Below are 26,270 nucleotides of genomic sequence, written 5' to 3'. Positions count from 1 at the left end.
TAGTAATGCTGCTCAGTTAAGGGCTGTTAAGATAGTAACAAAATTAAAGGGAATCTGTTACAAAGTCAAGCGTTTGCTTAGGACGAATCGGCATTAAACCTTGAGGTTTATGCATATTAGATATTTCGCGCATTTAAACTTAACGCTTATCCAAACGCGTGGCTATCCAATTACCAGAGGCCTGAATAGCGATAACCATAATCGACAGCATAATGACGATAAAGACCATGACCTCCGTTTGATAGCGATAATAACCGTAACGAATCGCCAAATCACCTAAGCCGCCCCCGCCAATCATACCGGCCGCCGCTGAAAACGACAGTAAGCTGATACACAAAATGGTCACGGACAAAACCAAGCCAGAACGCGTTTCATTGAGCAGTACTTTGATAATGGTAAAGGGACGCGCACCCATCGATTCTGTCGCTTCGATAATGCCGCGTGGCACTTCGCGCAGATTTTGTTCAACCAAGCGTGCAAAGTAAAAGGAACCGGCAATCGCCAGTACTAATGACGCGGCAATCGGTCCAATACCAGTGCCAACGATGGCTTTGGTAAAGGGGCTCATCGCAATCATCAAAATTACAAACGGAAAGGCGCGCATAAAGTTGGTGATGGCACCAAGGACGCCATACAGCGTCTTATTTTGCAAAAATTGCCGATCACTGGATAAAAATAAAAATACCCCAAACAGCCCGCCGATGACGATGGCGACCGTCGTTGAGATGCCCAGCATAATAAAGGTATCTACAAACGCTTGCCAAATCTCTTTACGCAGCGCAAGCAGCTTGTCCAGTGAGGCGGATAATTCAGCACCAGTTAACATGTCTATTCTCCTGCCTCTTAATCTTCATGGACCAAGCCTTTGCCAATCGGGGTGGTGGCCTGAATCAGACCGTCGCGAATATCGGCAACCTCGAGCAATTGCCCTTGATGTAATAATGCTGCGCGATCACACAAACGCCGGATAACGCTCATCTCATGAGTGACGATGACGATGGTGACGCCAAGCTGCTCATTAATATCCCGCAGACAGGCCAATAAGCTGCGCGTAGTGGAAGGATCAAGCGCACTGGTCGGCTCATCAGCCAATAATACTTTAGGGCTTGGCGCAATAGCGCGGGCGATACCGACACGCTGTTTTTGTCCTCCTGATAACTGCGCGGGGTAATGCCCAGCACGGTCGGTCAAATCGACGATTTCTAGGCAATCCATCACACGCTTATAAATATCGGCGCGCGGATAGCCCGCCACCGTTAAATTAAAGGCGACATTATCATAGACGGTACGGTTAGACATCAGGTTAAACTGCTGAAAAATCATGCCGATATTGTGGCGAGCGATACGTAAGTCACTGGCAGATAAGGTGGTTAAATCTATCCCATCTACGATGACTTGGCCTGAATCTGGACGCTCAAGCAAGTTAATCAGGCGTAAAAGGGTGGATTTTCCTGCCCCTGAATAGCCCATTAAGCCAAAAATTTCGCCTTGTTTTACCGCTAAGGACGTCGGCTCAACAGCAGTAAACCAGTGTGGCTTGCCGTCTTTATCTTTTATAGACCGGTCGCTTAAAAAGCTTTTGGTCACATCGTTTAAGACAATCATGTCACTCATGGAGGGCCCAAAATTCAATAAATATTTTAATAGTCATAAAGCGGTTGTCAGAATACTTGCGTATTTGCGCGCAAATTAAAACCAGCTTTCAATAACCCCATAATAAGGGGCGCTAATATAGCATATTATGCAGGGTTTTGGATATGGACATCCATGACTAAAGGATAATCGCGACTGTAGCGTTAACTGAAAGTTAGTGACGGCCGTCGTGGTAATGCGGGTCGTGCTTAACGGGCAACACGACTAAAAATCGCGTATGGCCATTGATGGTGTCTGTGGTAATGCGTCCTTGGTGAGCGGTGACAATCTGGGCAACCAGCGACAACCCAAGCCCCGAGCCTTTATTTTTTTGCTGTAAGCGCACGAATGGGCTAAAGACTTCTTCGCGTTTATTCTCAGGGATACCTTCGCCTTCATCGATGACGGCCATCACCGCATACTTTGGTAAGGGGCGTGCCGGCTCGGTTTTGGGTTTTTTTAGATGCTTGCTAAACAAGCCTTCTTTACGGGTAGCATTTGAACTGTCGCCGTTGTCTTTGGCACTTTCTTTCGTACTATCTTTACTAGTGATTTTAGAGCCATCTTTTTCAGCACTGACGTTTTTATCTGCATTGTCTACATTGTCCTTTATAGCACCGTTGTTACTATCGAGGGCAGTTGTTTCTTGCTTTTCAGGAACGACGCGCCAAACCACTTTTTTAATTTTGTCTGTCAAATCAGTCGTAAAGCGCTGATAATTAAATATCAGCGAAGGCTGGGTTAAGGGTTCAGATGCTTCGGCGCTGTTATTACTATCACTGTTATTACCGTTCCTATCATTACCATCACTGTTAACGTCAACAATATCGGATGGTTGGGCCTCTGTAATAGTTATACCGCTGCCGTCGTTAGCCGTTTCTATATTTTTCTTGGTATCAACATCAACATTAATATCAGTAACGCTATCAATCTCAGCCACATCTGTAGGCGGTGTGACATTTTCACCATTTTTATAAATAGCGGGCGCAGGTAGTGCTGCGACTGTCGAAGCTGCCTCCGGCGAGGTTAATATGGCTCTGTTATCGCTAGCGGTAACAGGATCATCCTGCTGGGGCTCATTTTGGCCGGTCTCAAGCAGATGCTCGCTATGAGAGACGTCTTCATCATAAGAATCAAAATCTGAGCTGTTATAGTCGACAAAACTACTGCAAAGTATGGTTTGCAAAAGATAGTCAGGAATATCGCTGGCTTCATCTAACGATTGGACGCCATACAGTAAGACGGTGACGGGCGGCTTACCATGCAGCATAGCATTGGTCAATAGATTGCGAATTAAATGGGTCAGCATCGACGATTGACCATCGATAACGATGTGCTCGCCAATCAAGGTTGCTTCAGGATAATGCTGGCGCTCTTGGTTCACTAAGTCATATAAGTCTAAATGTTCAATTTGTTGTAAGGCGTGACCCGCGTCCAAACGGCTCACCAGCAAAATACTCTCGACCAAATCATTTAACCCCGACAGGTCGCGATTGATGGCCTGCGCGCGCTTATCAAATTTTTCTTTGGTATCACTCGGCAGCGCCCCCGCGAGCATGTCCATCATCTCAATTTGTAAGCGGATACGGGTAATGGGCGTGCGCAGCTCGTGCGAGGCGTGTGCTAATAGCAGATTATTGGCATTGATTAGATGTTCGATTTTTTGTGCCGCCTGGTTAAAGCCGCGAGCAAGGGTTGCAATCTCGTCATTACCGCGCGCGTTGACCCGTACGGTAAAGTCGCCATCACCCAGCTGCGTCATCTGCTGGCTCATCTGATTGATACGCCAGGTAATGGTACGGGCAATCCACCAAAGCACACCTGCCATAATAAGTAGCAGCAATAGAGTACCGGTAAATAAATTTAATGCCGCGGAGAGTACAGGTTTTTTCGGCGGTAGGCGTGATTCGTATAATAGCGTATAGCCCGTACTGCTATAAACTTGGGCTTGCTTGGTTGGGGAGGTTTCTGCAAACGATGGAAAAACGCGGGCTAATAGCGAGGGCGGCGCAGGCAATTCTAGCGGTAAATCGCTGTTGTCACTTTGCATAAGCAAGTGACCTTCATTGTCATATAACCCCATTTTTGCCTGCAGCGATTCATCAAAAATATCAAAGCTCTTTTTGACCACCGCTAGCATAAAGCGCGCCTGTAAACGGTTGTCCTTGCTAACCGCGATATTTAGCTCATGCAAAAATGGGTCTATTTGACCCAAAATTTGCGTGGCTAGTATCTCTGAGCGAATGCCGGCATCTTTATCATGAACTAACTGGGTTAATAACACCATCGCTACCGCAAATAAGATAAGTGCCAGCATGACACTGGCAAATAGCTTAGCAAATACGGAACGAAAACCCAGTTGTTGCATTAATTCATCTCTATTATCAAACGCTTATAACCATTTTATTGGTCTGTTATTGTTGTTAAAACTATCCTAAGGGTAGCGTTTTATTGCATGCCATTTGCTTTTATTTACCATTTACACCTGATCCGTTGCAAATTGATAACCCACACCGCGTACGGTAATGATACGTTTTGGCTGGCGCGGATTGTCTTCGATTAAAGCGCGCAGACGAGAAATATGCACGTCAATGGCGCGATCGATGTTATCCGAGCTGTCATCGTTTGGCATCGCTTGCCATAATTGCTCGCGGTTTAATACTTTGCCCGAGTGGGTAGCAAAGTAATGCAGCAGCTGAAACTGATGCGTCGTCAAGCGTACAGGCTGATCATCGATAGTGACTTCATGACTGTCAGGGAAGACGCTTAAGCGACCAAAAGTCAGGCTGTCTGACTGGCTATCAGCTTGATTTGGCTGCTCATGACGACGAATGACGGCACGAATACGCGCGAGTAGTTCGCGTGGCTCAAACGGTTTGGCAATGTAATCATCGGCGCCCATCTCTAAACCCAATACACGGTCTGTGGTATCGCCTTTTGCCGTCAGCATAATAATCGGTACTTTATTGGTCATGTTGTTTTTGTTGCCGCGTATCTTTTGGCAAACTTGCATGCCATCCATATCAGGCAGCATCAAATCTAATACAACCAAATCAATGTCGCGCTCTTTGGCGTCCAATAAGTCCAGACCTTCTTGACCCAATCCTGCGTGATGCACATCGTAGTAATTCATGGTCAGATAATCGCTGATTAACTCGGCCAAATCTGGATCATCTTCGATTAATAAAATTTGCTTACTCATAATTTTTCCTCTAGTTGTTGTTATAGTTTATTTAAAATGCTTATTCAAAACTGCTTCTCTATAAGTTCTGTCTTTGTGGACTGTTTTTATAGATAAGCATGCCCTTAGTTTTCAATTCAAGCTTGACCACTACTATTTTACGCTATATTGCCTAAACAGGATGTTATTAAACAAGACATGCTTTGTTAATGTTTCTACACAATGTAACTAATGGCTTCAACCGCTATGAAACCACTGCCTTTTTACCTTCTGATTCGTCAGGTAAGTTTGCCAAACATATCAAACTGTCATTGGTAATACCCGCAATTAAGTACTGCTTGGTCAGCGGATCATATTCGATGACTTCGACAGGTTGGCGGGTTAAACGCTGGTTTTGCTTAATAATCCAGACGTTGGCACTTAACGGGCGCAGCGGCTTATAAGGCGGTTTGTGCAGCACAGTTAGGTCAACATTGTGCAGCGCACGCTTAGGAACAATCGTGCCAACTTCTATTTGTCCGTAGTCGACGCGTCCAGTCACCTTCATACCGGGCTTTATCTGGTTACGGCTGACTTCATTATCAACCACATTGACATAAACCAGTAGCTGTTTTGGTAGGCCAGTGACGGTCAATTTGCTGACCTGTCCAGTAAATTTATCTATCAAACCGTCAGCGGTAAAGTTAACCGTTTGCCCGACAGAGATTTGCGATTTGGCTTCAATAGGAAGGCTTGCGATAAAATGCAGTTCGGTTCCATCACTGAGCGTTAACAATGGCTGGCGCGGCGCTACTTTTTGGCCTTTTTTAACATACAGCTTTTCGATACGGCCTGCGAAGCTTGCCCGCACCGTTATCAGGTTATTTGCCGTTTCTGTATGCTTAGAAGCCTGGTTATTGTCTAAGTCGTTACTGCTTGCACTAGCAGAATTTTCTTTATCATCCTCGCCATTTTTTTCTGCATTGGGTTTTATATTATCTGAATTTTTAGCAGTGGAATCTTTTGGTGCCGCTTGAGCAGTATTAACGGCAGACGGTTCTGGTTCAGTCGCCGTACTTTTATTATCTGCTACTTCGCCTTCTACCTCTAAGGGAGTTAATGCTTCATTATCGTCTTGTTCAGACGACTCTATTGATTCCATGGGCGCTGTTTGACGGCGCACTGTGAATAACGGCGCACCTTTTTTTACCCGTTGATTCTTTTTCACCAATACTTGCTCTACTGTCAGCGCTTGGGCGGCAATTAGGTTTACCTGTTTGATAGGTTCAATGTCACCTTCTAAACCAAGACTTGGCTGATAACGGGTTGGCTTAATGCTAAGAATATGGTCAGGAGTCATCGTAATGCTATCAGCGCGTATAAGAAGCTTGGTATCAAACGCCTCGCTATTTTCAGCGGTCACATCTGAGGTAGGAGAGGAGGGTTGACAGGCGATAATTAACGCAGCACTCAAAAGACAAATGCTCTTTTTTAGCGGGCTAGAAGCTAAAAATACAGTACTTAAAGAACCAGTACTTGAAGAACCAGTACTTGAAGAACCAGTACTTGAAGAACCAGTACTTGAAGAAACAGTACTTGAAGAAACAGTACTTGAAGAAACAGTACTTGAAGAAACAGTACTTGAAGAAACAGTACTTGAAAAGATAGCGCTTAAGCGTTTTAAACCCATAAAATCTGACATACCAACCACCCTCGCACCCTCGTCAACGAATTTTTATTATATAGTGAATTTTAAGGCGGTGAAATGATTACCCTTATTTACTAACCTAGAATTGCTCCTTGCATTTAAGAGTATGAATATCGCGTAAGGAGGGTAAGCACGTACAGAGGCGGTAAACAAAGGGAATTTTGCTAGAGTGATGAATTTACAGCCATTTATTTGAACATAAATTCATTAAATAACTGGAAAAGCTGGTATAACTGTGCTAAAACGAACATAATAAAATATATTGATACATTTATATGACAAAAGAAAATTATTCGGTAAGGTGCTGACCATTTTTATATCATAGCTGAATTATCGCGGTTCCAAATTATGCTGTCTATTTACGGTTTTTACCAAACCATATTCTATTGCATAACTCTACGCTTTATTTAATGCCATTAAAGAGAGAAAGGATGGCAGTTTGGTTAGTGAGCATTTAAACCTATGGTTGAATGATGCAATTGCCTATATTGATATAACTATCATAAATAGCCAAAAAAACTTAAAATGCCGCGCAATTTGCTAAGATAATTTACCCTAAAGTGCGTATAGTGACCAATGGTCATGCTCTATTTATAATGCTTAGTGAATAGGCAGACATTGAGAGTATAAACTTAGCTGTGATGACAGACCACAATACAAAAATAGTTATTCATCTTTATATAAGATAAGCCAACTGCTCAAGTGAGCTGAGCGCTTATTTATGTTATGAATAGCTTAGCTTGTATTGTGAGATGAGATTGATAGTTCGTATTTATAGATAGCACCACGAATAAATAGTCGTTAATAGGACAGAGATAATGGAAAATAGTTTTGATGGTTTAAAAGTTATGGTGATCGATGACTCAAAAACCATTCGCCGTACCGCAGAAACCTTATTGCAAAAAGCAGGTTGTGAAGTCGTCACCGCCATTGACGGTTTTGATGCCTTAGCTAAGATTGTTGATCACAATCCAGATATCATTTTTGTGGACATTATGATGCCACGTTTGGATGGTTATCAGACCTGCGCGCTGATAAAAAACAATCCCGATTACGCCAGCAAGCCTGTGATCATGTTGTCATCTAAAGATGGTTTGTTTGATAAAGCCCGTGGCCGTATTGTTGGTTCTGATGAGTACTTGACCAAGCCATTTAGTAAAGATGAGCTTTTTGAGGCGATTAACCAGTATCGATAATCTCTATCGTTCATTAATCAGTACCATTAATAGTAGCGCTTTAAAAACCCGCTATAAAAAATCCATTATAAGGTGGGTTACGCAGGTTAATAATAAGGGTTTACTACTTAATTTTAATCACGATGAAAATAATGCTTTTATGCAATCAAAGCCACTTATTTTTAATCGGTTTATTTTAACCCTATATCTTAATAGATATTATCGAAAATAAAGGAAATACCCATGACTACTGTTTTAGTCATTGACGACTCGCCCTCTGAGATGGCGAAATTTCGCGACATGCTCTCTAAAAATAACTTTCAAGTATTAGAGGCGTCAAATGGAGAGCAAGGCTGTCAGATGGCCGCCGATCATCTACCAGACGTCATTTTGATGGATGTAGTAATGCCTGAGATGAATGGTTTTCAAGCAACCCGTAAGATTACGCGCGGTGAAACGACGTCTCACATTCCTGTCATTATGATTAGTACCAAAAATCAAGAAACCGATCGGGTATGGGGCAAGCGTCAGGGCGCTAAAGAGTATATTACTAAGCCAATTGATGAAAGCGGTCTGGTCCAGATAATTCGTAAAGTAATGGGGTAGCTTGTGGCATCCAGAGGATTTATTGAGCTGCTGCGCATAGCAGACTTAGCCCGCGCGCGTAAAAGTGAGCGCCGCGGAGGAAAGGAGTTCGACTGGCAAGGGGTGGTATTTGAAATTGGCGGTCAGCGTTTGGTGGCGCCGATGGGTCAAGTATCAGAAGTACTCTCCATGCCAGAATATACCAGCTTACCTTTAGTAAAGCCTTGGATGCTCGGCATCGCCAACATTCGTGGGCGCTTGTTGCCATTAACCGATTTGTCTCGGTTTTTACAAGTGCCCAGCCGATTATCGCAAATGAGCCAGCGTAAAGTCATCGTTATCGATCATGATAATATGTTTTCAGGGCTGCTGGTCGATCAGGTGCTCGGTATTGAACAATTTACTCAAGACCAGTACCGTGCAGAAGCGCTTGAGCCTAGCTCACCATTTGCGCCTTATAACCACGGCAAGTTTTTTAAAGATGAGCAAGATTGGTATGTGTTCATGCCAAGCTTACTGGCACAGGATTTGCAGTACACCGATGCTGCCATATAAACCTAAGCATAGTGGTCTTTGATAATGGTGGTCTCTGATAATTGGGTCTTTAATAAATAATTGCTGTTGGTAAATTAACCGTCTTTAACAAACAACCCTTTTCAATGCGCAGTTTTTGTTAAAGCGATAGAAAAACAAAGGCTGACATGGTTCGATGAGATGTCAGCATTCATACAGGCTTTGTGAATCACTGTTGTTTTGATAGCAATATGATTTCAAAGTCAGTCACGACACGACTTTGATGATTGTTTGAAAGGAATAGGCACGATGAGTGATGTTATAAACAGCCCTGTAGCTGGTACGAATAAAACAACGACAGATGTTAATAGTAAATGGAAGCTGTTCTTAGGGCTTTTTGTTTTAGTGAGCGTGGCTTGTCTGTTTTGGCTGGTCAGCTCCTTATCATCGGTCAGTCAACATTTAACGAACTTTAATCAGGCAGTCGTATTGCCGATGATTGTCTTTGTCATAGCGGTCATTGGTGCCTTATTTGCTTTATACCAATTACTCAAACAACGTGGCGGCACAGAGCGTCTGCTTATTGAAAAAGAAACATTACGCCGTCGCCAAGAAGCAGAAGCGGAATCTGAGCGTGCGCGTCAAATTCAAGAAGAAAACGAGCGTAACCAGATTGCAATTTTACGCTTACTTGATGAGTTGGGCGACTTAGCAGATGGTGACTTGACGGTAAATGCGACCGTATCAGAAGATTTTACTGGTGCGATTGCTGACTCTGTTAACTTTGCGATTGACCAATTACGTCAGTTGGTACTGGTGATTAATAGTACTGCTGAGCGCGTCTCACAATCATCACAGCAAACGCAGATGAATGCGGTTGAACTTGCTGAGGCATCTGAGCACCAAGCACAAGAAATTGCTGGGGTATCGGCGGCTATTAATGAGATGACGGTATCGATTGACCAAGTATCAAACAACGCTGCAGAATCAGCGACGGTTGCACAGCGTTCGGTTGCCATTGCGTATAATGGCGCAGAAGTGGTACAGCGCTCGATTGAAGGGATGAACGTTATTCGAGATCAGATTCAAGAGACCTCAAAACGTATCAAACGCTTGGGTGAGTCTTCACAAGAGATTGGTGACATCGTTGGCTTGATTAACGATATTGCTGACCAAACCAACGTTTTAGCATTGAACGCCGCGATTCAGGCATCGATGGCAGGTGAAGCGGGACGAGGCTTTGCGGTGGTTGCCGATGAGGTTCAGCGTCTGGCGGAGCGTTCAGCAAATGCAACCAAACAGATTGAAACGCTGGTAAAAACCATTCAGGCGGATACCAGTGAAGCAGTAATGTCAATGGAATCAACGACTTCTGAGGTGGTACGCGGTGCTCGCTTGGCAAAGGATGCGGGGGAGGCGCTAGAAGAGGTGCAGACCGTTTCTAATACCTTGGCGGATCTGATTCAAAACATCTCTAACGCGGCGATGCAACAGGCCGAGTCTGCAGGTCATATCTCGCATACGATGAATATCATTCAAGATATTACCTCACAGACCTCGTCAGGCTCGATGGCAACAGCGCGCTCTATTGGTGAGCTCAATGAGATGGCGGCGGCGCTACAAGAATCAGTAACAGGCTTTAAGCTTTCTAATGATGATGAGCAGTTGGATCAAGATCTGATCGACGATGAATATTTAGAGCTTGATGAAAGAATTACAGACAGTATGTAAAAACGATTTGTTGCTTATTGACGAGCTCTTTAATCAGCCGCTATAAATTTATGATTGTTATATTGAAATGTTAACCAAAAGGTTGCTCTTGTCATCGTTTATTTAGGGCAACATTATTAATAGCAGGTCACGTGAATAATCATACTCAAAAAGATAGCCTTATCATGAATAAAGCTGACGCTTTAGCAGCCGAGGCTTTAAAGCATGATACTGCTTTTGATAGCGAGCAGTGGCAACGTTATATAGAGCAAGAGATTGGCTTTATCTTACCGACTGTTCAGAGTAATTGGCTGATCAATGCAGTCAGTCAAACGGCGTTATCCTATGGTCTATCCATTATACAGTTATGGAATCAGTTGCCGTTTAACTATGAGCTGCGCCAGCAATTATTGGATAAAGTGCTGATTCATGAAAGCCGCTTTTTTCGTCATCTGCCTTCGATAAAATTTATCACTGAGTATGCTTTGCAGCATCAACGAGCGCAGCTAATCAATGCCAGCTCTAGTAACCATACTGCTAGCTCTAGCGACCATACTAATAACAGTAAGGCTACTAAGCTTGATGAAACATTTCGTATTTGGAGCGTAGGCTGTGCTAGTGGGCAAGAGACTTGGTCACTGGCCATGAGTTTGGCCGCAAAGCAGCTGACTAATTACAGCATATTGGGGACTGATGTCAGTCAGCAAGCATTAAAAAAAGCACGCTTAGGACAGTACGATAAAAAGCAACAGGCTCTAATTCCGCAAGATTGTCAGCAGTTTATTCAGCCATTGCGCCCAGCAAGTATTGTTGAAGAATTACGTTTTCTTCCTGTGACTAGGAAAGAAAATACGGAAAAAAGAGTTCGTGCACACTGGCAGGTTATGCCGACATTAAAACAGCATGTACGCTTTGCTTTACACAATATTATTGATAAAGAGCCGCCAACGCCGCACTTACAACAGGTCATTGTTTGCCAAAATATGCTGCTTTATTTTCGTAAGTTTGATCAGCGTGACATTCTAGCGCGGCTATCAGAGCAGTGTGCGCTGGGCGGTTATATTATATTGGCTCCAGGTGAGGCGTTGTTTTGGCGTCCTTCAAATATGCGCCGTATTGCGCACCCACAGATTAACGCATGGCAAAAAATCAGTGCCTAAATTTGCGCCTAGACGAGTTAGGATACATCTATGAAAAACCAGCCCAATGACATGGTGACGCTTGAGTGGTTAATGCCACTGTTTAATCAGCAATTATCACAGGTAGCTGATGGCTGGCAATTAGGCGAAAAAAACGCTGATTATGAGAAAATGGCACAGAGCTATCATCAAATTGCTGGGGCTTTGACCATGATTAACTTGCCTGCGTTGGCAAGTTTAGCCACTAAGCTTAGCTTATTAGCAGGAGCAGGAGCAGGAGCAGGAGCAGGAGCAGACTGCTTTGGTACTGAAGTAAGCCGTATTGGTCAGATAGCGCATCGACTGCTCGCGCGTGAGCTTACTCACTATGCCCATACGGGTGCGCATCATAGGGCTCTAATAAATAAAACATCGGCTGAGCTAACGCAAGCCTTATCACGCTACGACATAGCAAACGATCACCTTACAGATGCCTTTTTGTCCGCTGAAGATGACAGTTCTGCTAGCATTGCCCATAACGATTCTATTGATATTACATTACCAGCCAGTATGGCAATGATCAGTTTAGACCATGAGCAGTATCAGCAGTTATTATTGGTTTGGCGTCAACAAGTGCAAGCGTTACTTGCAGCTGATACCAATAACCCTTCTATACTGGCGATCTTAGAAAAGGTTAGTCACTACCTATGGCAAACGACACAAGATGCCGATGTGCAGCGTCTTTGGTATCTGACTGAAACTTGGTTACATGACCTTGCCCATAATGAAACACCGCGACCTAAGTATTATGCGGCGCTATTAAGTCAATTAGATGCGCTAATAGAGTCCGGCGCCCATCAAAGTGAGGTAGCGCCGAGCGTTATCGACGACCTGCTAACGAGCATTTATATCGAAAGCAGCAGTCTTGCCAACCAGGGCGTAAATACACAGTCTATAATGCGCAGCGCATGGCAGCCAGATGCAGAAACACGTTTTTTACCGCGCATATTAGGTGACATTGACACCCTAATTTTTGACCTTGATAAGCCTGATACCTTACCAAAACCGCTACAGCAAATAATCAATCAACTTGAGAGCCGCGGTTGGTCGCTGTTTGCCTCGCAAGCGGCATCAATCCTAGCGGATATAGAAGAAAACTTAACTGCACAAGCAGGAACGATAAAAGAGCAGGCGCAAATTGAGCAGCAGCTCCAAGAATTATACAATGCTATCTACAATACCGAACAAATTATCTCAAGCAAAATAGGAAACGCTGCTTCTTTTATTCCTAAAGCTGAAGTCGTTGCTAATGACAATGTGGATAGCTTACAGGTAGAAAGTAGCCAGCACATTAGCGCAAACGATAAAGAGCTGCGCGAGCTGCGTATTGCTGTCGAAGACGTTAAACAAGGCTTTAACGACTATATTCAGCGCCAACATCTAGAGCTATTACCGGACGCCGCGGACTTTAGCAAGATTGGCGCCGCCTTTGATAGCATGGGCCTGCCATCCATCCGCCAAACCACAGATAAAATAGCCGATATCTTCGGCCAACTAAGCACCCATGAGATTGAAATACTCAGCTGGGACGTCACCGAAGCCTTAGCAGAAGGTTTGACTTCTATTGAATTGCTACTTGACCATCTCGCTCAGCAAGTCTTTGACCAACCTTTATTGACAAAAGCTAATGACTATATCGACAAGGCGGCAGCGCTGCTTGGCGGCTATATTGCCGCGCCTGAAACGGTTAATGAAACCTTTTTAACGCAAAAGCAAGCGGCAAATGATGTACTGCGCTATGACGACAGTGGTGAGATTGCCCCTATTGTTACTAAAAACCACGATTCGGCTGATGATAGCAGTACGGATAATAGCAATAAAACCGAAAGTGCCGCTTTATCAAAGGCTCGCCGTGAGCTTAAGCCTGATAACTTTGAGGTTGATGGAGATATTCGGGATATTTTTATCGAAGAGGTTGAAGAGGTTGTTGCTGATTTGGAGAATTTTTTACCAATTTGGCAACAAGATGCGCAAGACTTAACGCCGTTAACTGAAGTACGCCGTGCATTTCATACCCTAAAAGGATCAGGGCGTATGGTTGGAGCTTTTAGTATTAGTGAGATGGCCTGGTCAATTGAAAACCTGCTCAATCGCCTGTTGGACAAAACATTACCGGTGACAGATGAGATTGTTGCGCTAGTGACAAAAACTACCGAGCGTCTACCAGCGATGTTGGCTGATTTTGCAGCGCAGAACCCGCCAAGTTTTGATCCTGCCATTACTATTTTGCAAAGTAATAATTTGATGAGCCAGCAACCTATGCGTACCGGTTTAGAAGCGCTTGAACGTGATTCTTCTATAGATAATGTTAAAGAAAATAGTACGATATCGGAAAAAGAGCTGCTATCGGATGAGTCAGTCTTAGACATTGAACAAGTAGATAATTCAGATATAACGGCTAGTGTTAGCGCCTCTAGCGAAATCTTTGAAGCAGAAGAAAACTCCTCTGCGTCATTCATGGATTTGGAAATACCCGCCGTATTAGAACCTTTTATGTCAGCCGCACAGCCGCTACCGACGGATGTGAGCGATGCCGATCCTGACATTAAAGAGATATTTATAGAAGAGGCCAATGAGGTCTTGGAAGAAATTGGCCCTTTGTATGAGCACTGGCAGCTTACTCCTGATGACGTGAGTAAACTGACAGATATTCGCCGCGGCTTTCATACCCTAAAAGGTTCGGGCCGTATGGTCGGTGCTCATTATAGTGCTGAGTTAGCGTGGTCGATAGAAAACATGCTAAACCGTATTTTAGACCATACTATTGCCGCTTCAACAGATATCCAGCAGCTTATCGGTGATGTATTAGCAGCTTATCCAGCGCTATTAACCACCTTTGAAAACAACCGCCAAGATTATCCTGCGATTGTGCCGTTATGGGTGGCTTGTGCGCAGGCTTATAGCAAACAGTTGGGTGATGAATTCAGCTACCGTGCGCTCCATAGTCAACTACTTAAGCGCTCTGAACCACTACACGACACCATTACCGCTCAAAGCTCTGATGCTAAAGCTTTTAATGATAAAGATTCTGCTGAGGAACGTGCTAGCGACAATGGTTATGACACTGTTGGCAGTATCGACAATATTGACAACATCGACAGCATGCTGCAAACGATACATTCGGTGAATGAAAAAATAGCAGAAGCGCCTATCGTTTTGACGCCGCAAAGCGAAGAAGAGCAAGCCTTTTTTGATATTTTTGTTGAAGAAGCCGAAGAGTTATTAGAGAGCGTGAATGACTTTGTCCGTTGTCATCAAGACGAGCCTTATGTCGCCGTGCGTGATGAGATTGTCCGCGCATTTCATACCTTAAGGGCAGCTTCTGGCTCTAGTGCGTTGGCAGCGATTAGCGAGGTTGGCGCGACCATAGAGCAAAGTTTAGAGCTTCTACAGCAGCAAGATACGCCCATGAGTGCGCAGCATCTAAAAGCGCTCGCTCAGTCTGTAACGCTTATTGAGGGCTATTTAAACAATTATAAGCTAGACAATGACAAGCAAAACGTTCAGGAGCAACAAGCTGCGTTAGAAGAAACGCAAAGTCAGCAAGACATTGCTTCTTTACAAGCCATGCTTGGTGAGCAGTATGCCATTAACGATAGCGAAAACCCAGCCGAGGATATGCCAACGATAAGCCAACTGTTGGATGATCATATCAATGAGCTGCTAGATGCAGAATGGCAGCTGGAAGCCGTCTTTAACAGCTCAGACAATGAACGGGTGCAAGCTTATATAGCGCAGCAAATTTCACAAATAAACTATTTAACCAGCAAGGCACAAGCGTTTCCGAAATTTACCACCGTTCTCAATGCATTGGGCAATGCTTATGCTTATTTAAGTCAACATCCTAAAAAATCTGCTGATACTGAAATTCAGGCAGCGTTACTTGCTGGGCACGCGCAATTAGTCGGTTTATTTGATGCGTTAGCGGCCTGCACCTCATTAAAAATTGACGAGCAAACCCTTGAGCGGCTACAAAGTATTGCTCAAAGCGACGATAGTAGTGAGGAAAAAGAGGCTGGCAATTCAGACGTTAATATTAATGCAGACGCTACTCTCGATGCGCAAGCTAGTGCTGATGCTAATGCTGATGCTGACGCCGAGGATGAGGTGACAGTACAAAGTATCGCCGCGTCTGAGCTTGCGCTTGAAACGATCGATACCGATATTGAGCTATTAGAAATCTTCTTAGAAGAAGCGCAAGAGCTTGATGATGCGCTCAATGAGAGCTTTAGTAAATGGCGCGCTGATATTAGTAATATCAATACCTTAAAGGTCTTACAGCGCCACCTGCATACCATCAAAGGTGGCGCGCGGATGGCAGGTATTCGTAGTATTGGAGATTTAACCCATGAGGCAGAGAGCATTTACGAGGCGTTTGTTGAAGAAAGACGCGTGCCAACTGCGCAGTGGCTTGAAATTATGCAAGTCGTGCAAGATACGTTGTCATTGCAAGTGGCGCATATTGTCCGCTATCAACACTCATTTTTTACGCCGGAACTGATTGAGCAGCTGCAGCGGTTTGAAAAAGCGGCAGCGTTGCCAAACACCGTTCAACTTATTGTACCGATGCCGAAGCATCAGGTTGATGCGGAACCAAAAATTCTGGCAGATGAATACACACATCGTATAGAAAAAGCCGCCGATACTTTAAGCTTAGATAGAATCATTCAGCAATCATGGGCGCACGGCTTGCCTGACCCCGATATTTTGGAAGTATTTTTAGAAGAAGCCGAAGCGCTGACCAACCGCAATGAATATCTGCAAGCGTTTTTAAGTGATGCAGGCGATACGGTTGCATTGCAGGCGCTACAGCGCGACTTACACACCCTAAAAGGTGGCGCGCGTATGGTGACGGCAAGTGGTATTGCTGATCTTGCGCATGAGATGGAATCTGTTTATACCGATTTTATTGATCGTCGCCGTCCTGCTACCAAAAAAGTTTTAGCGCTATTAGTAGCTTGCCATGACTGGCTGGCAGATGCCGTGTTTATTCTCGCGCAGCAGGTGAATCCGCCAACGCCTGACTTATTAATTGAGGCGCTACAGCAATTTAGCAAAAACCCTGACAGCTTAAAGCAGGTACCGAAAGAATCATTGCAACCGCAGCGTGAAGCCATTCTTCTTGCGAAAGAAAAGCAAGAAACAACCTATATCCAAAAAGATATCAGTGAGATGCCAGCGATGGTGGCTAATACTGCCGAGCAGGAGCACAACGCCAGCAATAATGAGATGATTCGTATCTCAGGCGGCCTGATTGAGCATATGATTAACCTATCGGGCGAGTCGGCGATCAACCGTGCGCGTATCGATATGGGCATGAGTAGTTTAACCACTAGTATCGAAGAGATGGGCACGACCGTACAGCGTTTGGCAGATCAGTTGCGCCGGATGGAGATTGAGCTTGAGGCGCAGATTTTATCGCAGATCGATGACGAATTGGTCAGTCATGAAGGCTTTGATCCTCTCGAGATGGATCAATACTCGTCGCTAAATCAGTTGTCAAAGTCTTTGTCAGAGTCGGCCTCGGATTTGGTTGATATTAATCATACCTTACTCGAAAAAATGCGCGACAGTGAAAGCCTGTTACTGCAATTATCGCGGACGCAAACTGAGCTTCAAGATGGTTTGATGAATTCGCGGATGGTTCCATTTACGCGCCTGACGCCAAGGCTTGAGCGTGTCGTGCGTCAAACGGCCAATGAGCTTAATAAATCGGTTGAGCTAAAGATTATCAATGCTGATGACGAGATGGATAGAACCATTCTAGAGCGTATTACCTCGCCGCTTGAGCACATGTTAAGAAACGCTGTCGATCACGGCATTGAAACTGTGGCGGCGCGCCTAGAGGCGGGCAAAGAGCGCAGTGGACAAATCACCTTAGAAGTACTGCGTGAAGGTAGTGAGATCGTCATCCAGCTAACCGATGATGGACGCGGCATTGATGTAGAAGCGGTACGCAATAAAGCCATCTCGCAAGGTTTGATTGACGCAGAAGACACCAGTTTAAGCGACCTTGATATCATGCAGTATATCTTTAATGCCGGTTTAAGTACCAGTAAGCAGGTGACGCAAATATCAGGGCGTGGTGTCGGCATGGACGTCGTGATTAGTGAGATTCGTCAGTTAGGCGGGTCGGTATCGGTGGTTTCAGAGCTTGGTAAAGGCTCTCGCTTTACGATGCGTGTGCCGCTTACCGTTGCCGTCTCTGATGCTTTGGTGGTTCGCGCCGCCGACCGATATTATGCGATTCCGCTAGTGCAGATTGAGCGGGTAGTACGTATCAATCCAGAAAAGATTTACGACTATTATCAGTCAGGTGCGGCCGTGCTTAACTTTGAAGGTACCGATTATCGCGTCCGTTATTTAAATGAGATTTTATCAGGTAATAAACTCAATGAGCTGGTCGTTAATACCAATACCAGCGTCCCGCTTATTATTATCAAAAACCGTAGTGGACAAAATATGGCACTACAGGTTGATCAAATCGCAGGCTCACGTATCGAAGTCGTGGTAAAACCTTTGGGACAGCAGTTCTCAAATTTATCGGGTATCTCAGCTGCGACCATCATGGGTGACGGCTCGGTAATGCTTATTCTTGATTTGATTGCGTTGATGCGAAATGCCGCTTTGGTGAAAGAAGGAGCAAAACCTGCTATCGGTGTCCGTAGCAGTACAGAATCTAAAGCCACCATTTTGGTCGTCGATGACTCAGTCACGGTACGAAAAGTCACCTCACGTTTCTTAGAACGTCAAGGCTTCAATGTGGTGCTTGCCAAAGATGGTATCGATGCACTTGAGATTTTACAAGAAACCACACCAGACTTGATGCTACTTGATATTGAAATGCCGCGAATGGATGGTTTCGAAGTTGCGACACAAGTTCGCCACAATAGACGCCTGCAACATTTGCCTATCATTATGATTACCTCACGGACTGGTGAAAAGCATCGCGAACGCGCGTATGAGATTGGCGTCAATGACTACATGGGCAAACCTTTCCAAGAAAATCAGCTTCTTAATAAAATCCAAGCGTTGTTGGGTACAGAGGCTGGCTTAGTTAATGAAGGATAAGGTACATGCCTTGGCGCTAAAGAATAAGCATAAAAGTGATATCAAGGTATTAGTCGTCGCAGAAGATCATCATCAGCGCATGGCTTTTTCAGATACTGTGCGCAGTTGTGGTTTGCAGCTAGTTGACTGCCTATCGCGGGCGCAGTTGCAAGATAAGTCTAACAGCTATGCCACGGCTATCGATATTTGGCTCATAGATGGTGATTACGATGATTATATGGCGACAGCGACCACCGCCGCTAAACCTGCTGCGGTGTTGGTAGGTTTTAGTCAGGCACCGTATCTTAATGAAGCCCAGCAATACGCCAAGTGGCAGCGTAAACTCAAGCGTAAGCTTGCGCAAATGCTGGCGCTGCCTATGCTAGTAAATAATACGGCTTATGAGAGTCCTGCTTATAAAGGCACTAACTATAAAGACACTGCCTACAAAAATGAAGCCAATGATTGGCATTATGTGGTATTTTTAGGCGCTTCAATGGGCGGTCCTAGTGCGGTCAAAGAATTTTTAGACCATTTATCGCCTGCGCTACCTGTAAGTATTCTATTGGCCCATCATTTTAACCAAACCATGATAGGTACCCTGCCACGCATACTCAATCGTCATAATAAGTGGCGCTGTCAGCTGATTACCACCTCTCAGCGTTTGCGCAGCGGACAATGCCTTATTGTGCCTATTGATAAACAAATTATCTGCGATTCAACTGGACGTATTATCTTAGTAGATCAAGCTTGGGAGGGCGATTATAAGCCCGCTATCGGTCAAATCTTGAAAAACACCAGTGACGTTTATGGCAGTGAGCTGATCAATATTATATTTTCAGGGATGGGCAATGATGGTACGCAATATTTAGACTTAATCCAAGATAATGATAGCCAGTTGTGGGCGCAAGACCCGAGCTCAAGCGCTTGCCCTAGTCAGCCGCAGGCCATTATTGATTCAGGATATTGTCAGTTTGTCGGCAGTCCCCAAGCCTTAGCAGAAAAACTTACCCATTACATTGCTGAGAGGGCAGTGAACGCCTCTTCGGATCCATTTATTGTGAGCGACTTATGAAACAGATTTTAAAACACTCGTTTGAGGCCGTGAGCTTATTGACCACTAATAATGGTATGCTCGACGTGACGATTGTGCCAGCAGTCGACCAACCTGATTGGATTATTCCTAGTAGCCTGATTTTAAGTGTCGATGAGTGCAGCGAATATACGTGGAATTATGAGTGGCAACAACAAGAGGTCGCTGTATTCCACCTATTGCCGCGTCATCACACGCCGGATAAAATGATTGTCTTAGAAGGGAACACGGCCGCGCACCGTATCGCGCTACAGACGGCAGGCGAGCTGCGCCAACTACAGGCACGTATCTCTGATGTCAAAGATGTCGATCTGCCTGAGCATTTTATCAATGCAGAGCGCAAAATCGATAAGGTTCAGCAGCGCGTACAAGAAGATGTTGTGTTATCCTACCTCTTTCAAACGGTGATGATTGATAATACGCTTTACTTGGTGCCAGATTTGGATAAAATCGCCCATCAATTGGTTGATTTAGACAGCTAGTTTGCTCATGGTTACGCTTGTCATACTGGTCTTTATCATTAGCTCTGAGATAGCATAATTAGCTTTGAGATAAAACATTAAAACGCTTCTTTGTCGGCGCATAGCTGTTTATCAATCGCTGTTTATCAATGTCATTTCATCAGCTTCAGTCAGCACCGATGAGCACAATGCGCACAATGAGCAATAGGGGTGATAAAATACACTATGAATAACGTCCATTCAAATCTAACAAGGTGGTCGGTTGCTAGTCGAATTTTTCACTGGGTTAGCGCCATTTTATTACTGATCACTTGGATCATGATACTTTTATATGACAATCTTGATAGCAAGGTCTATATCGGCTTGCACAAAGCGTTTGGGGTCAGTTTGTTATTTTGGACGATTGCCCGCGTGATCAGTCGCGTGTTTACCAAAGCGCCGCCAGCGGTCGTAATGCCAAAATGGCAAGTGTTCATATCTCACCTATCTCACTTTGTTTTATATGCTTTATTAATCGCTATGCCCATTGCAGGACTACTCATGACTGTCTATGGCGGCCGAGCGGTTGACGTCTTTGGTTTATTTCAAATTCCTGTCTTTGTTACGCCAGATAGGGGTTTGGCACGGCTTTACAATGATTGGCATACTGATGTTTTGTGGCCAATGCTTATCGCTTTTACTTTGCTTCATATTGCCGCCGCTTTACACCATCAATTTATCAAAAAAGACAATATTATGGCGCGTATAAAATAGAAGCTTAAAGAAAAAGATAAGAAAAAACGCGCATAAAAAAGCCCTAAGTATCTGCTTAGGGCTTTTCTTTGTATAAGTAAAATGTATAAATATAAGGTTAAGCAGCCTACTTTTTATGTTCAGGCAAACTGATATTCATCTCGAGCACGTCTAAGCTGTCTTCAGAGCGGTGATTGATATTGACATCATCAATCTGCACACCGTTGACGTACTTATTAACCACTTCTAGTATTTCACGTTTCATTTTTTCGATACGGTCAGTGGTCAAGCGATTGTTCAAGCGATTTTCGCTGGCAACGATGACCTTTAGACGCTCAGTTGCCATGTTGGCGCTGCCAGTATTACTGCTGTCGTCAGTACCAAATAGGCTACTCCAAAATCCTTTTTTCTTACTCATTCTTAACCCCCAAACCAGCGCTGTAATAGACTTTTCTTCTTCACATCAATGTGACGTAATGGACGCTCTTCCCCTAAGAAACGGGCAACGATATCGTCATAGCATTGTCCAGCGACAGAGTCGGTATAATGAATCACAGGCTCACCGTGGTTAGATGCCTCAAGCACAGAATGGCTTTCAGGAACCACACCCAGTAACGGCACCTTTAGAATATCGTTAGAGATGGTATTGATATCCATCATCTCGTTAGCGGCTGCGCGGTCTGCATTGTAGCGAGTGATGATAAGATGTTCACGTACCGTCCCTTGGTTTTCAGCCACTTTTTTGGTTTGGCTTTGCAAAATACCAATAATACGGTCCGAGTCACGTACTGAAGATATTTCAGGGTTGGTGACAATAATGGCTTCATCAGCATGATACATCGCAAGCTGGGCACCGCGCTCGATACCAGCAGGCGAGTCACAAATGATATAGTCAAACTGCTTGGATAGCTCATCCATGACTTCTGCCACGCCTTCGTCCGTTAACGCATCTTTATCGCGCGTTTGACTGGCGGGTAGAATGTATAAGTTTTCTAGTTGCTTGTCTTTTACCAGCGCTTGAGATAAGCGGGCATTACCATTGATAACATCGACAAAGTCATAAACAATTCGATTTTCGCAGCCCATAATCAAGTCCAGATTACGTAAGCCTACATCAAAATCGATAACAACTGTCTTATAGCCACGTAATGCTAAACCGGCAGCAAAAGAAGCGCTGGTCGTGGTTTTGCCCACACCGCCTTTACCCGAAGTGATTACAACAATCTTCGCCACAATGGCACACTCCTATGAATTGATGGGATATTTATGAGATGAAACAGTATAGATATAAAGTAGCACAATTATTCGTCGTTTATCTAGCGTATATGTGCTATCTGCGAGCGTAAGCCTAGCATAAATATACAAAAACTTATAGCCGGTCTGTAGTTAAGCATAAAAAACAGCCGCTATATCACCTTTATGTCAGCGCAGCACATATAAGCTGGTAAATAGTGGCAGAGCTAAAAATTCATCATAGCGCAATTTTGTTAAATAAACTTACTATAATATTAACCATGCTACTTGGGCAGCCAATTTAGAATTTATTACTCAGCTTATCTAAAACAAAAGTACTAAACCAACAGTCTTAAATCAGCAGCGCTAAACTAACATTGATGAGTTAAAGTCTTTGAACAATTTAACATAAAACTGACTTAAGCATTGTCCATAACGGTAAAGACCAAGCCCTGACCTTCTAAATAACGCACTTCAACGGATTTATCAATCACATGTTCGGGCAAATTGTCGCGCAGGCAGTAAGTACCAGCGACTGATACCAAAGAAGGGTTAAACACTTGGCAGAAAATACGCGCGTCTTTATCACCCGTCGCGCCTGCGACCAGGCGGCCTTGGGCGCGGCCATAGACGTGCAGGTTATTGTCGGTAATGGCTTCGGCGCCGCTATTGACGCTATTGGTTAAAATTAAATCGCCGCCAACATGGTTAAGGCTTTGGCCCGAGCGTAGCATTTGATCATAAATAAGACTGGTAATATGCTCAGCGCTGATGAGCGTTTCTGCGGTCAACGGGGCTCTAGCTGACTCATCGGCTTCGGTTGCGGCAGCCGTCTGGCTACGCGCTGTTGAGCTCGCCTGCTCGGCAGTTGTTGTATGGTCAGCGCTATTATAGTCAGCGCTACTGTTTACCGTGTCGTTAGTAGATACAGCCGACTGGGTATTCGCTTCAGTAGCAGCGACTTGGCTTAGCTGCGTAGTGACTTTTTTACTGGGCAAAATGCGCTCGATACGTTTGCCGTCCGCTGGGAATATTGCTAAGCGCAGCTTACGTGCTTGCTCATCAAGTACACCCGTAACCACGCCGATAGGTTGCAAACCCCACGACCAAAGTAGCTCTACCAGCGCCGATAAATCTTGCTCAACATCGCTATCAATCAACACAGGGATATTGCTGTTTTTATTGCTGAGCGTGCTATCAAGCTGGTCAGCAATCGCCGCAAAATCATCGGTGCTAAACTGTAGCCGCGAAAAGGTCAACATCTTGCCGTAAAATGCCAAAGCGGGCGTGGTAGGTGAGTCAAGCGCCTGCTGTTTATCGTTTGAAATCGTCATATATGAATCCTCAAAAATGGTCGTGTTGCAGTGTTCAATGTGCCGTTTTTGCCTCGGCATATAGCATCAAAGTCTGGTTATTAAAAGTATGATTATTAAAAGATCTGGTTCTTATTAAAATCATTATAAATTAAGCATGTCCTGATGCTTCCATTGCTGAACCTTTATTTGCGCTTCAAATTCATCCAGACCATCAGCGATGATGCTTGCGATTAACGTATCAAGGGCGCTGTTATCGGTATCGATTTGAGCGACGCCGCTGGCAATAGCAACCATTAAAGCATCGATACGTTCGGCGTCAAGCAGGCGCTCGTTTAGCGCATACACCACGTTTTCGCCAATATTGTGCCCGACATGCTGGAGCTGAGATTCAATTAAAGTGCCGGCAATGGGTATCATGCGTAGATAGCGGCGTAGCTCAGGCGTATTGGCCAGCCCCTCTTTAATCGCGTTGCCCATTTCCGTGGCAATCATAGCACCGCCACCCGATGATTCGGTTAAGGCTTGCAACTTTGGCGCCAGCTCGGTACGCAGTAGCGATAGCACCGCCGCTTCAATCTCATCACGATTGCGCGCGATAGTAGAGTCAATAAACGACTTATGCATTTTAGGATCGGTTAGCTGCTGGCGAAAGGTCTGAATGGTGGTTAAGATGACGCGGTCAGACAATTCTTCTAACAGTAAATTGATATAAAAATTAATGCGATTGATCCACGGCTGCGGCAATACCTGATAACCCAGCTGATATAAGCGGCGTCCAATAATCACGGCGCGAAATAAACGCAGCGCGCGCAGCTGCGGGAAACAGCCCAATACCTCGTACCAATGCACAAAAGGGAAGAAGAACCAGCGGTAATAAATTTTTTGTTTAATGGCAGTCGCCCAGCGTAACAGCAGCTCAGCAATCAAAAATAGGGTAAAGAAGCCGCCTGCGGTTCGTAACGAATCATGGACATGGTTTTGGTACCAATTTAGTGTCTCGCTCATTGCTAAACGCGGCGCCGTATTGCTACTAAAATTACTCATCAAGATAGCGTCAATACTGATGAGTAATAAATCAATACTGATGGCGATAATCATCACGATATCGTAGGTCAGCTTCAAGCGATTGGGCTTGGGACGGTTTGGTTTTGGCGGCGGGCTATGCGATAAATCTGAGGACTGATTGAGCGCGGGCGTTGGTTCTATAGGCGCGCTGGTAGTAGAAGAGGCGGGCACAGTCATACCTTATTAAATAATAAATGGCTCAGTAGTGAAGCGCTTTACGCCAACCACTACCAAATAAGCAGCGAGTTTTAACGGTTATTCACATTATCAATGAATCATGCCAAAAAACAAGCCATCAACCATTATAATTTGGTATTTTATCCCTTATCTATTTATACAAAATCCTTATGCATGAAAACCTTTTGCAGAAAAACCTTTTGTATAAAAAATTTGATATACCATCAGTCGACCAGTTAGCCGACTGAAAGAAGAGAGAGTTTTGAATATTATGCTAAGTATTTGATGTTTGAGCGGCCTCTCTTTCATCAAACTCAGCGAGCATTTTTGTAATGCGTTGGTCTTTTTGCTGCCAAATTTGCTCGACCCAATCAAACATTTGCGCTTTGATAGCGTCATCGTTTTCATAGCCGCCGTTTTGAATGCCCACAAACAGGTCTTTGGGTATGTCGATATAACGGACATCGACGCCCAAGCGTTTGATATTGCCCTTCCATAAATCGCCATAACTCGGCACGCCGTCGGGATAGACGATGGTCATATCTAAGATGCCATCGATGTCAGCGCCCAAAGCGTTAATGGCCAGCGATAAACCGCCAGCGCGTGGTTTTAACAGATGCTTATAGGGGGAGTTTTGCTTAGCGTGTTTTTCTTGGGTAAAGCGTGTGCCTTCTAGATAATTTAACAAAGTAAACGGCTTATCTTTTAATAAGGCACAAGCGCGCTTGGCTTCCTCGATATCTTTACCTTTAAGGGCAGGGTTTTTGGCAACCGCTTCTTTAGAGTGCCGGCGCATCATTGGAAAGTCTAAAAAGTAAAACGCTTGCCCAACGATGGGAATGTAAATCAGCTCAAACTTGGTAAAAAAACGCGTCAGCGGTAAGCGCTTTTCACTGATGTATTGCACGATGCTGGTATCTACCCAAGATTGATGGTTACTGACGAGCAGGTATTTACCGTCCATACGCACATCGTCCGGCAAGTTAATGCGCCAGTCTTTACGGGGCAAAATAGTATCGATCAGGGCATTATTGCTACTAATCCAGTGGTCAGCGATTTTAATTACTGTTTTATCAGCGATAGGGGCGCCTGTGATGATTTTACTCACGCCCATGAGCCATAACGGAATGCTACCGCCAAAGCTATTGGCAGCGATGACCCCACTTGCTGTGGCAAGCGACATTGCTTTGCCAAGTTTTGGGGCTCGTTCGTGTATTTTTTGCATAGCAGCGTTCAAGCGCATGTCCAATCCCTTCCTATTTATCTCGTTAATCTCTCAAACTTTTTTCATCGACTTTTGCAGCAACTTCGAGTAGCTGTCACATTGCTTATAAAAGCTCTGTTATTTGTTAAAATTTTTAGCATTAATAACAGATAAAAGCCTATTTAAGTCCAGTCATTATTTGACTTTATACTTTTAAAGTATGTTTGTAGCTGACCGGTTTATTGGCCAATTTTAGCAGAAAAGAATTAGAGTGTACG

General features: G+C 44.4%; 19 protein-coding genes and 1 pseudogene. 10 read left to right on the top strand and 10 right to left on the bottom strand.

Annotation, left to right across the window (positions count from 1 at the left end; translation table 11 throughout):
• Positions 1-139: 139 nt before the first annotated feature.
• From B4240_RS08240 to B4240_RS08220, 5 genes are all read right to left on the bottom strand, one after another.
• Positions 140-826 (bottom strand): methionine ABC transporter permease, encoded by a 687-nt coding sequence (locus B4240_RS08240; protein WP_296238195.1) that lies wholly within the window; start codon positions 824-826, stop codon positions 140-142.
• A 17-nt stretch (positions 827-843) separates the two neighbouring features.
• Positions 844-1,614, bottom strand: a complete 771-nt coding sequence (locus tag B4240_RS08235; protein WP_296238193.1) for a methionine ABC transporter ATP-binding protein — start codon at positions 1,612-1,614, stop codon at positions 844-846.
• A 193-nt stretch (positions 1,615-1,807) separates the two neighbouring features.
• On the bottom strand, positions 1,808-4,000 hold the full coding sequence (locus B4240_RS08230) for an ATP-binding protein (RefSeq protein ID WP_296238192.1): 2,193 nt from the start codon (positions 3,998-4,000) through the stop codon (positions 1,808-1,810).
• 111 nt (positions 4,001-4,111) lie between these two features.
• Positions 4,112-4,834, bottom strand: a complete 723-nt coding sequence (locus tag B4240_RS08225) for a response regulator transcription factor (RefSeq protein WP_068403530.1) — start codon at positions 4,832-4,834, stop codon at positions 4,112-4,114.
• A 223-nt stretch (positions 4,835-5,057) separates the two neighbouring features.
• Positions 5,058-6,266, bottom strand: coding sequence for an efflux RND transporter periplasmic adaptor subunit (locus B4240_RS08220; protein ID WP_296238190.1), 1,209 nt, complete (start codon positions 6,264-6,266; stop codon positions 5,058-5,060).
• A 7-nt stretch (positions 6,267-6,273) separates the two neighbouring features.
• On the opposite strand from B4240_RS08220, the gene B4240_RS08215 reads away from it, so the two are divergent.
• The 10 genes and pseudogenes from B4240_RS08215 to B4240_RS08170 all read left to right on the top strand — a co-directional run bounded on the left by B4240_RS08215 (position 6,274) and on the right by B4240_RS08170 (position 21,018).
• A complete protein-coding gene (locus B4240_RS08215; RefSeq protein WP_296238188.1) occupies positions 6,274-6,561 on the top strand; it encodes a hypothetical protein in 288 nt (95 codons plus the stop codon).
• Between the two features lie 757 nt (positions 6,562-7,318).
• Positions 7,319-7,696, top strand: coding sequence for a twitching motility response regulator PilG (gene pilG, locus B4240_RS08210; protein ID WP_296238186.1), 378 nt, complete (start codon positions 7,319-7,321; stop codon positions 7,694-7,696).
• A 222-nt stretch (positions 7,697-7,918) separates the two neighbouring features.
• Positions 7,919-8,281, top strand: a complete 363-nt coding sequence (locus B4240_RS08205; protein WP_296238184.1) for a response regulator — start codon at positions 7,919-7,921, stop codon at positions 8,279-8,281.
• Positions 8,282-8,284: 3 nt separating this feature from the next.
• A complete protein-coding gene (locus tag B4240_RS08200) occupies positions 8,285-8,815 on the top strand; it encodes a chemotaxis protein CheW (RefSeq protein ID WP_296238182.1) in 531 nt (176 codons plus the stop codon).
• Positions 8,816-9,415: 600 nt separating this feature from the next.
• A pseudogene (locus tag B4240_RS08195) lies at positions 9,416-10,420 on the top strand (methyl-accepting chemotaxis protein); the annotation flags it as partial.
• Positions 10,421-10,635: 215 nt separating this feature from the next.
• On the top strand, positions 10,636-11,643 hold the full coding sequence (locus B4240_RS08190; protein WP_296238180.1) for a CheR family methyltransferase: 1,008 nt from the start codon (positions 10,636-10,638) through the stop codon (positions 11,641-11,643).
• A gap of 30 nt (positions 11,644-11,673) precedes the next feature.
• Entirely contained in the window at positions 11,674-18,732 is a 7,059-nt protein-coding gene (locus tag B4240_RS08185; RefSeq protein ID WP_296238178.1) for an Hpt domain-containing protein, read from the top strand.
• Entirely contained in the window at positions 18,722-19,786 is a 1,065-nt protein-coding gene (locus B4240_RS08180) for a chemotaxis protein CheB (protein ID WP_296238177.1), read from the top strand. The genes B4240_RS08185 and B4240_RS08180 overlap by 11 nt, the downstream gene beginning before the upstream one ends.
• A complete protein-coding gene (locus B4240_RS08175) occupies positions 19,783-20,286 on the top strand; it encodes a hypothetical protein (protein WP_296238175.1) in 504 nt (167 codons plus the stop codon). The genes B4240_RS08180 and B4240_RS08175 overlap by 4 nt, the downstream gene beginning before the upstream one ends.
• 204 nt (positions 20,287-20,490) lie before the next feature.
• Complete coding sequence (locus tag B4240_RS08170; protein WP_296238174.1) at positions 20,491-21,018, top strand: cytochrome b; 528 nt, start codon at positions 20,491-20,493, stop codon at positions 21,016-21,018.
• 106 nt (positions 21,019-21,124) lie between these two features.
• Here B4240_RS08170 and minE read toward each other — a convergent pair whose 3' ends face one another.
• The 5 genes from minE to B4240_RS08145 form a co-directional block, all read right to left on the bottom strand.
• Positions 21,125-21,415: a cell division topological specificity factor MinE gene (gene minE / locus B4240_RS08165; protein WP_296238173.1), complete on the bottom strand. Its 291-nt coding sequence runs from the start codon at positions 21,413-21,415 to the stop codon at positions 21,125-21,127.
• A gap of 2 nt (positions 21,416-21,417) precedes the next feature.
• Positions 21,418-22,230, bottom strand: a complete 813-nt coding sequence (gene minD, locus B4240_RS08160) for a septum site-determining protein MinD (protein ID WP_296238171.1) — start codon at positions 22,228-22,230, stop codon at positions 21,418-21,420.
• A gap of 419 nt (positions 22,231-22,649) precedes the next feature.
• A complete protein-coding gene (gene minC / locus B4240_RS08155; protein WP_296238170.1) occupies positions 22,650-23,564 on the bottom strand; it encodes a septum site-determining protein MinC in 915 nt (304 codons plus the stop codon).
• A gap of 123 nt (positions 23,565-23,687) precedes the next feature.
• The gene (locus B4240_RS08150; RefSeq protein ID WP_414707111.1) at positions 23,688-24,782 is read right to left on the bottom strand and encodes a hypothetical protein; all 1,095 of its coding nucleotides are present in this window, start codon (positions 24,780-24,782) and stop codon (positions 23,688-23,690) included.
• A 280-nt stretch (positions 24,783-25,062) separates the two neighbouring features.
• The gene (locus tag B4240_RS08145; RefSeq protein ID WP_296238167.1) at positions 25,063-26,031 is read right to left on the bottom strand and encodes an acyltransferase; all 969 of its coding nucleotides are present in this window, start codon (positions 26,029-26,031) and stop codon (positions 25,063-25,065) included.
• Between the last annotated feature and the right edge of the window lie 239 nt (positions 26,032-26,270).

This window comes from Psychrobacter sp. UBA5136, assembly GCF_002414005.1.
Taxonomy (GTDB): domain Bacteria; phylum Pseudomonadota; class Gammaproteobacteria; order Pseudomonadales; family Moraxellaceae; genus Psychrobacter.
The sequence above is the reverse complement of the archived record's forward strand: the minus strand, read 5'-3'. Positions and strand labels throughout refer to the sequence as shown.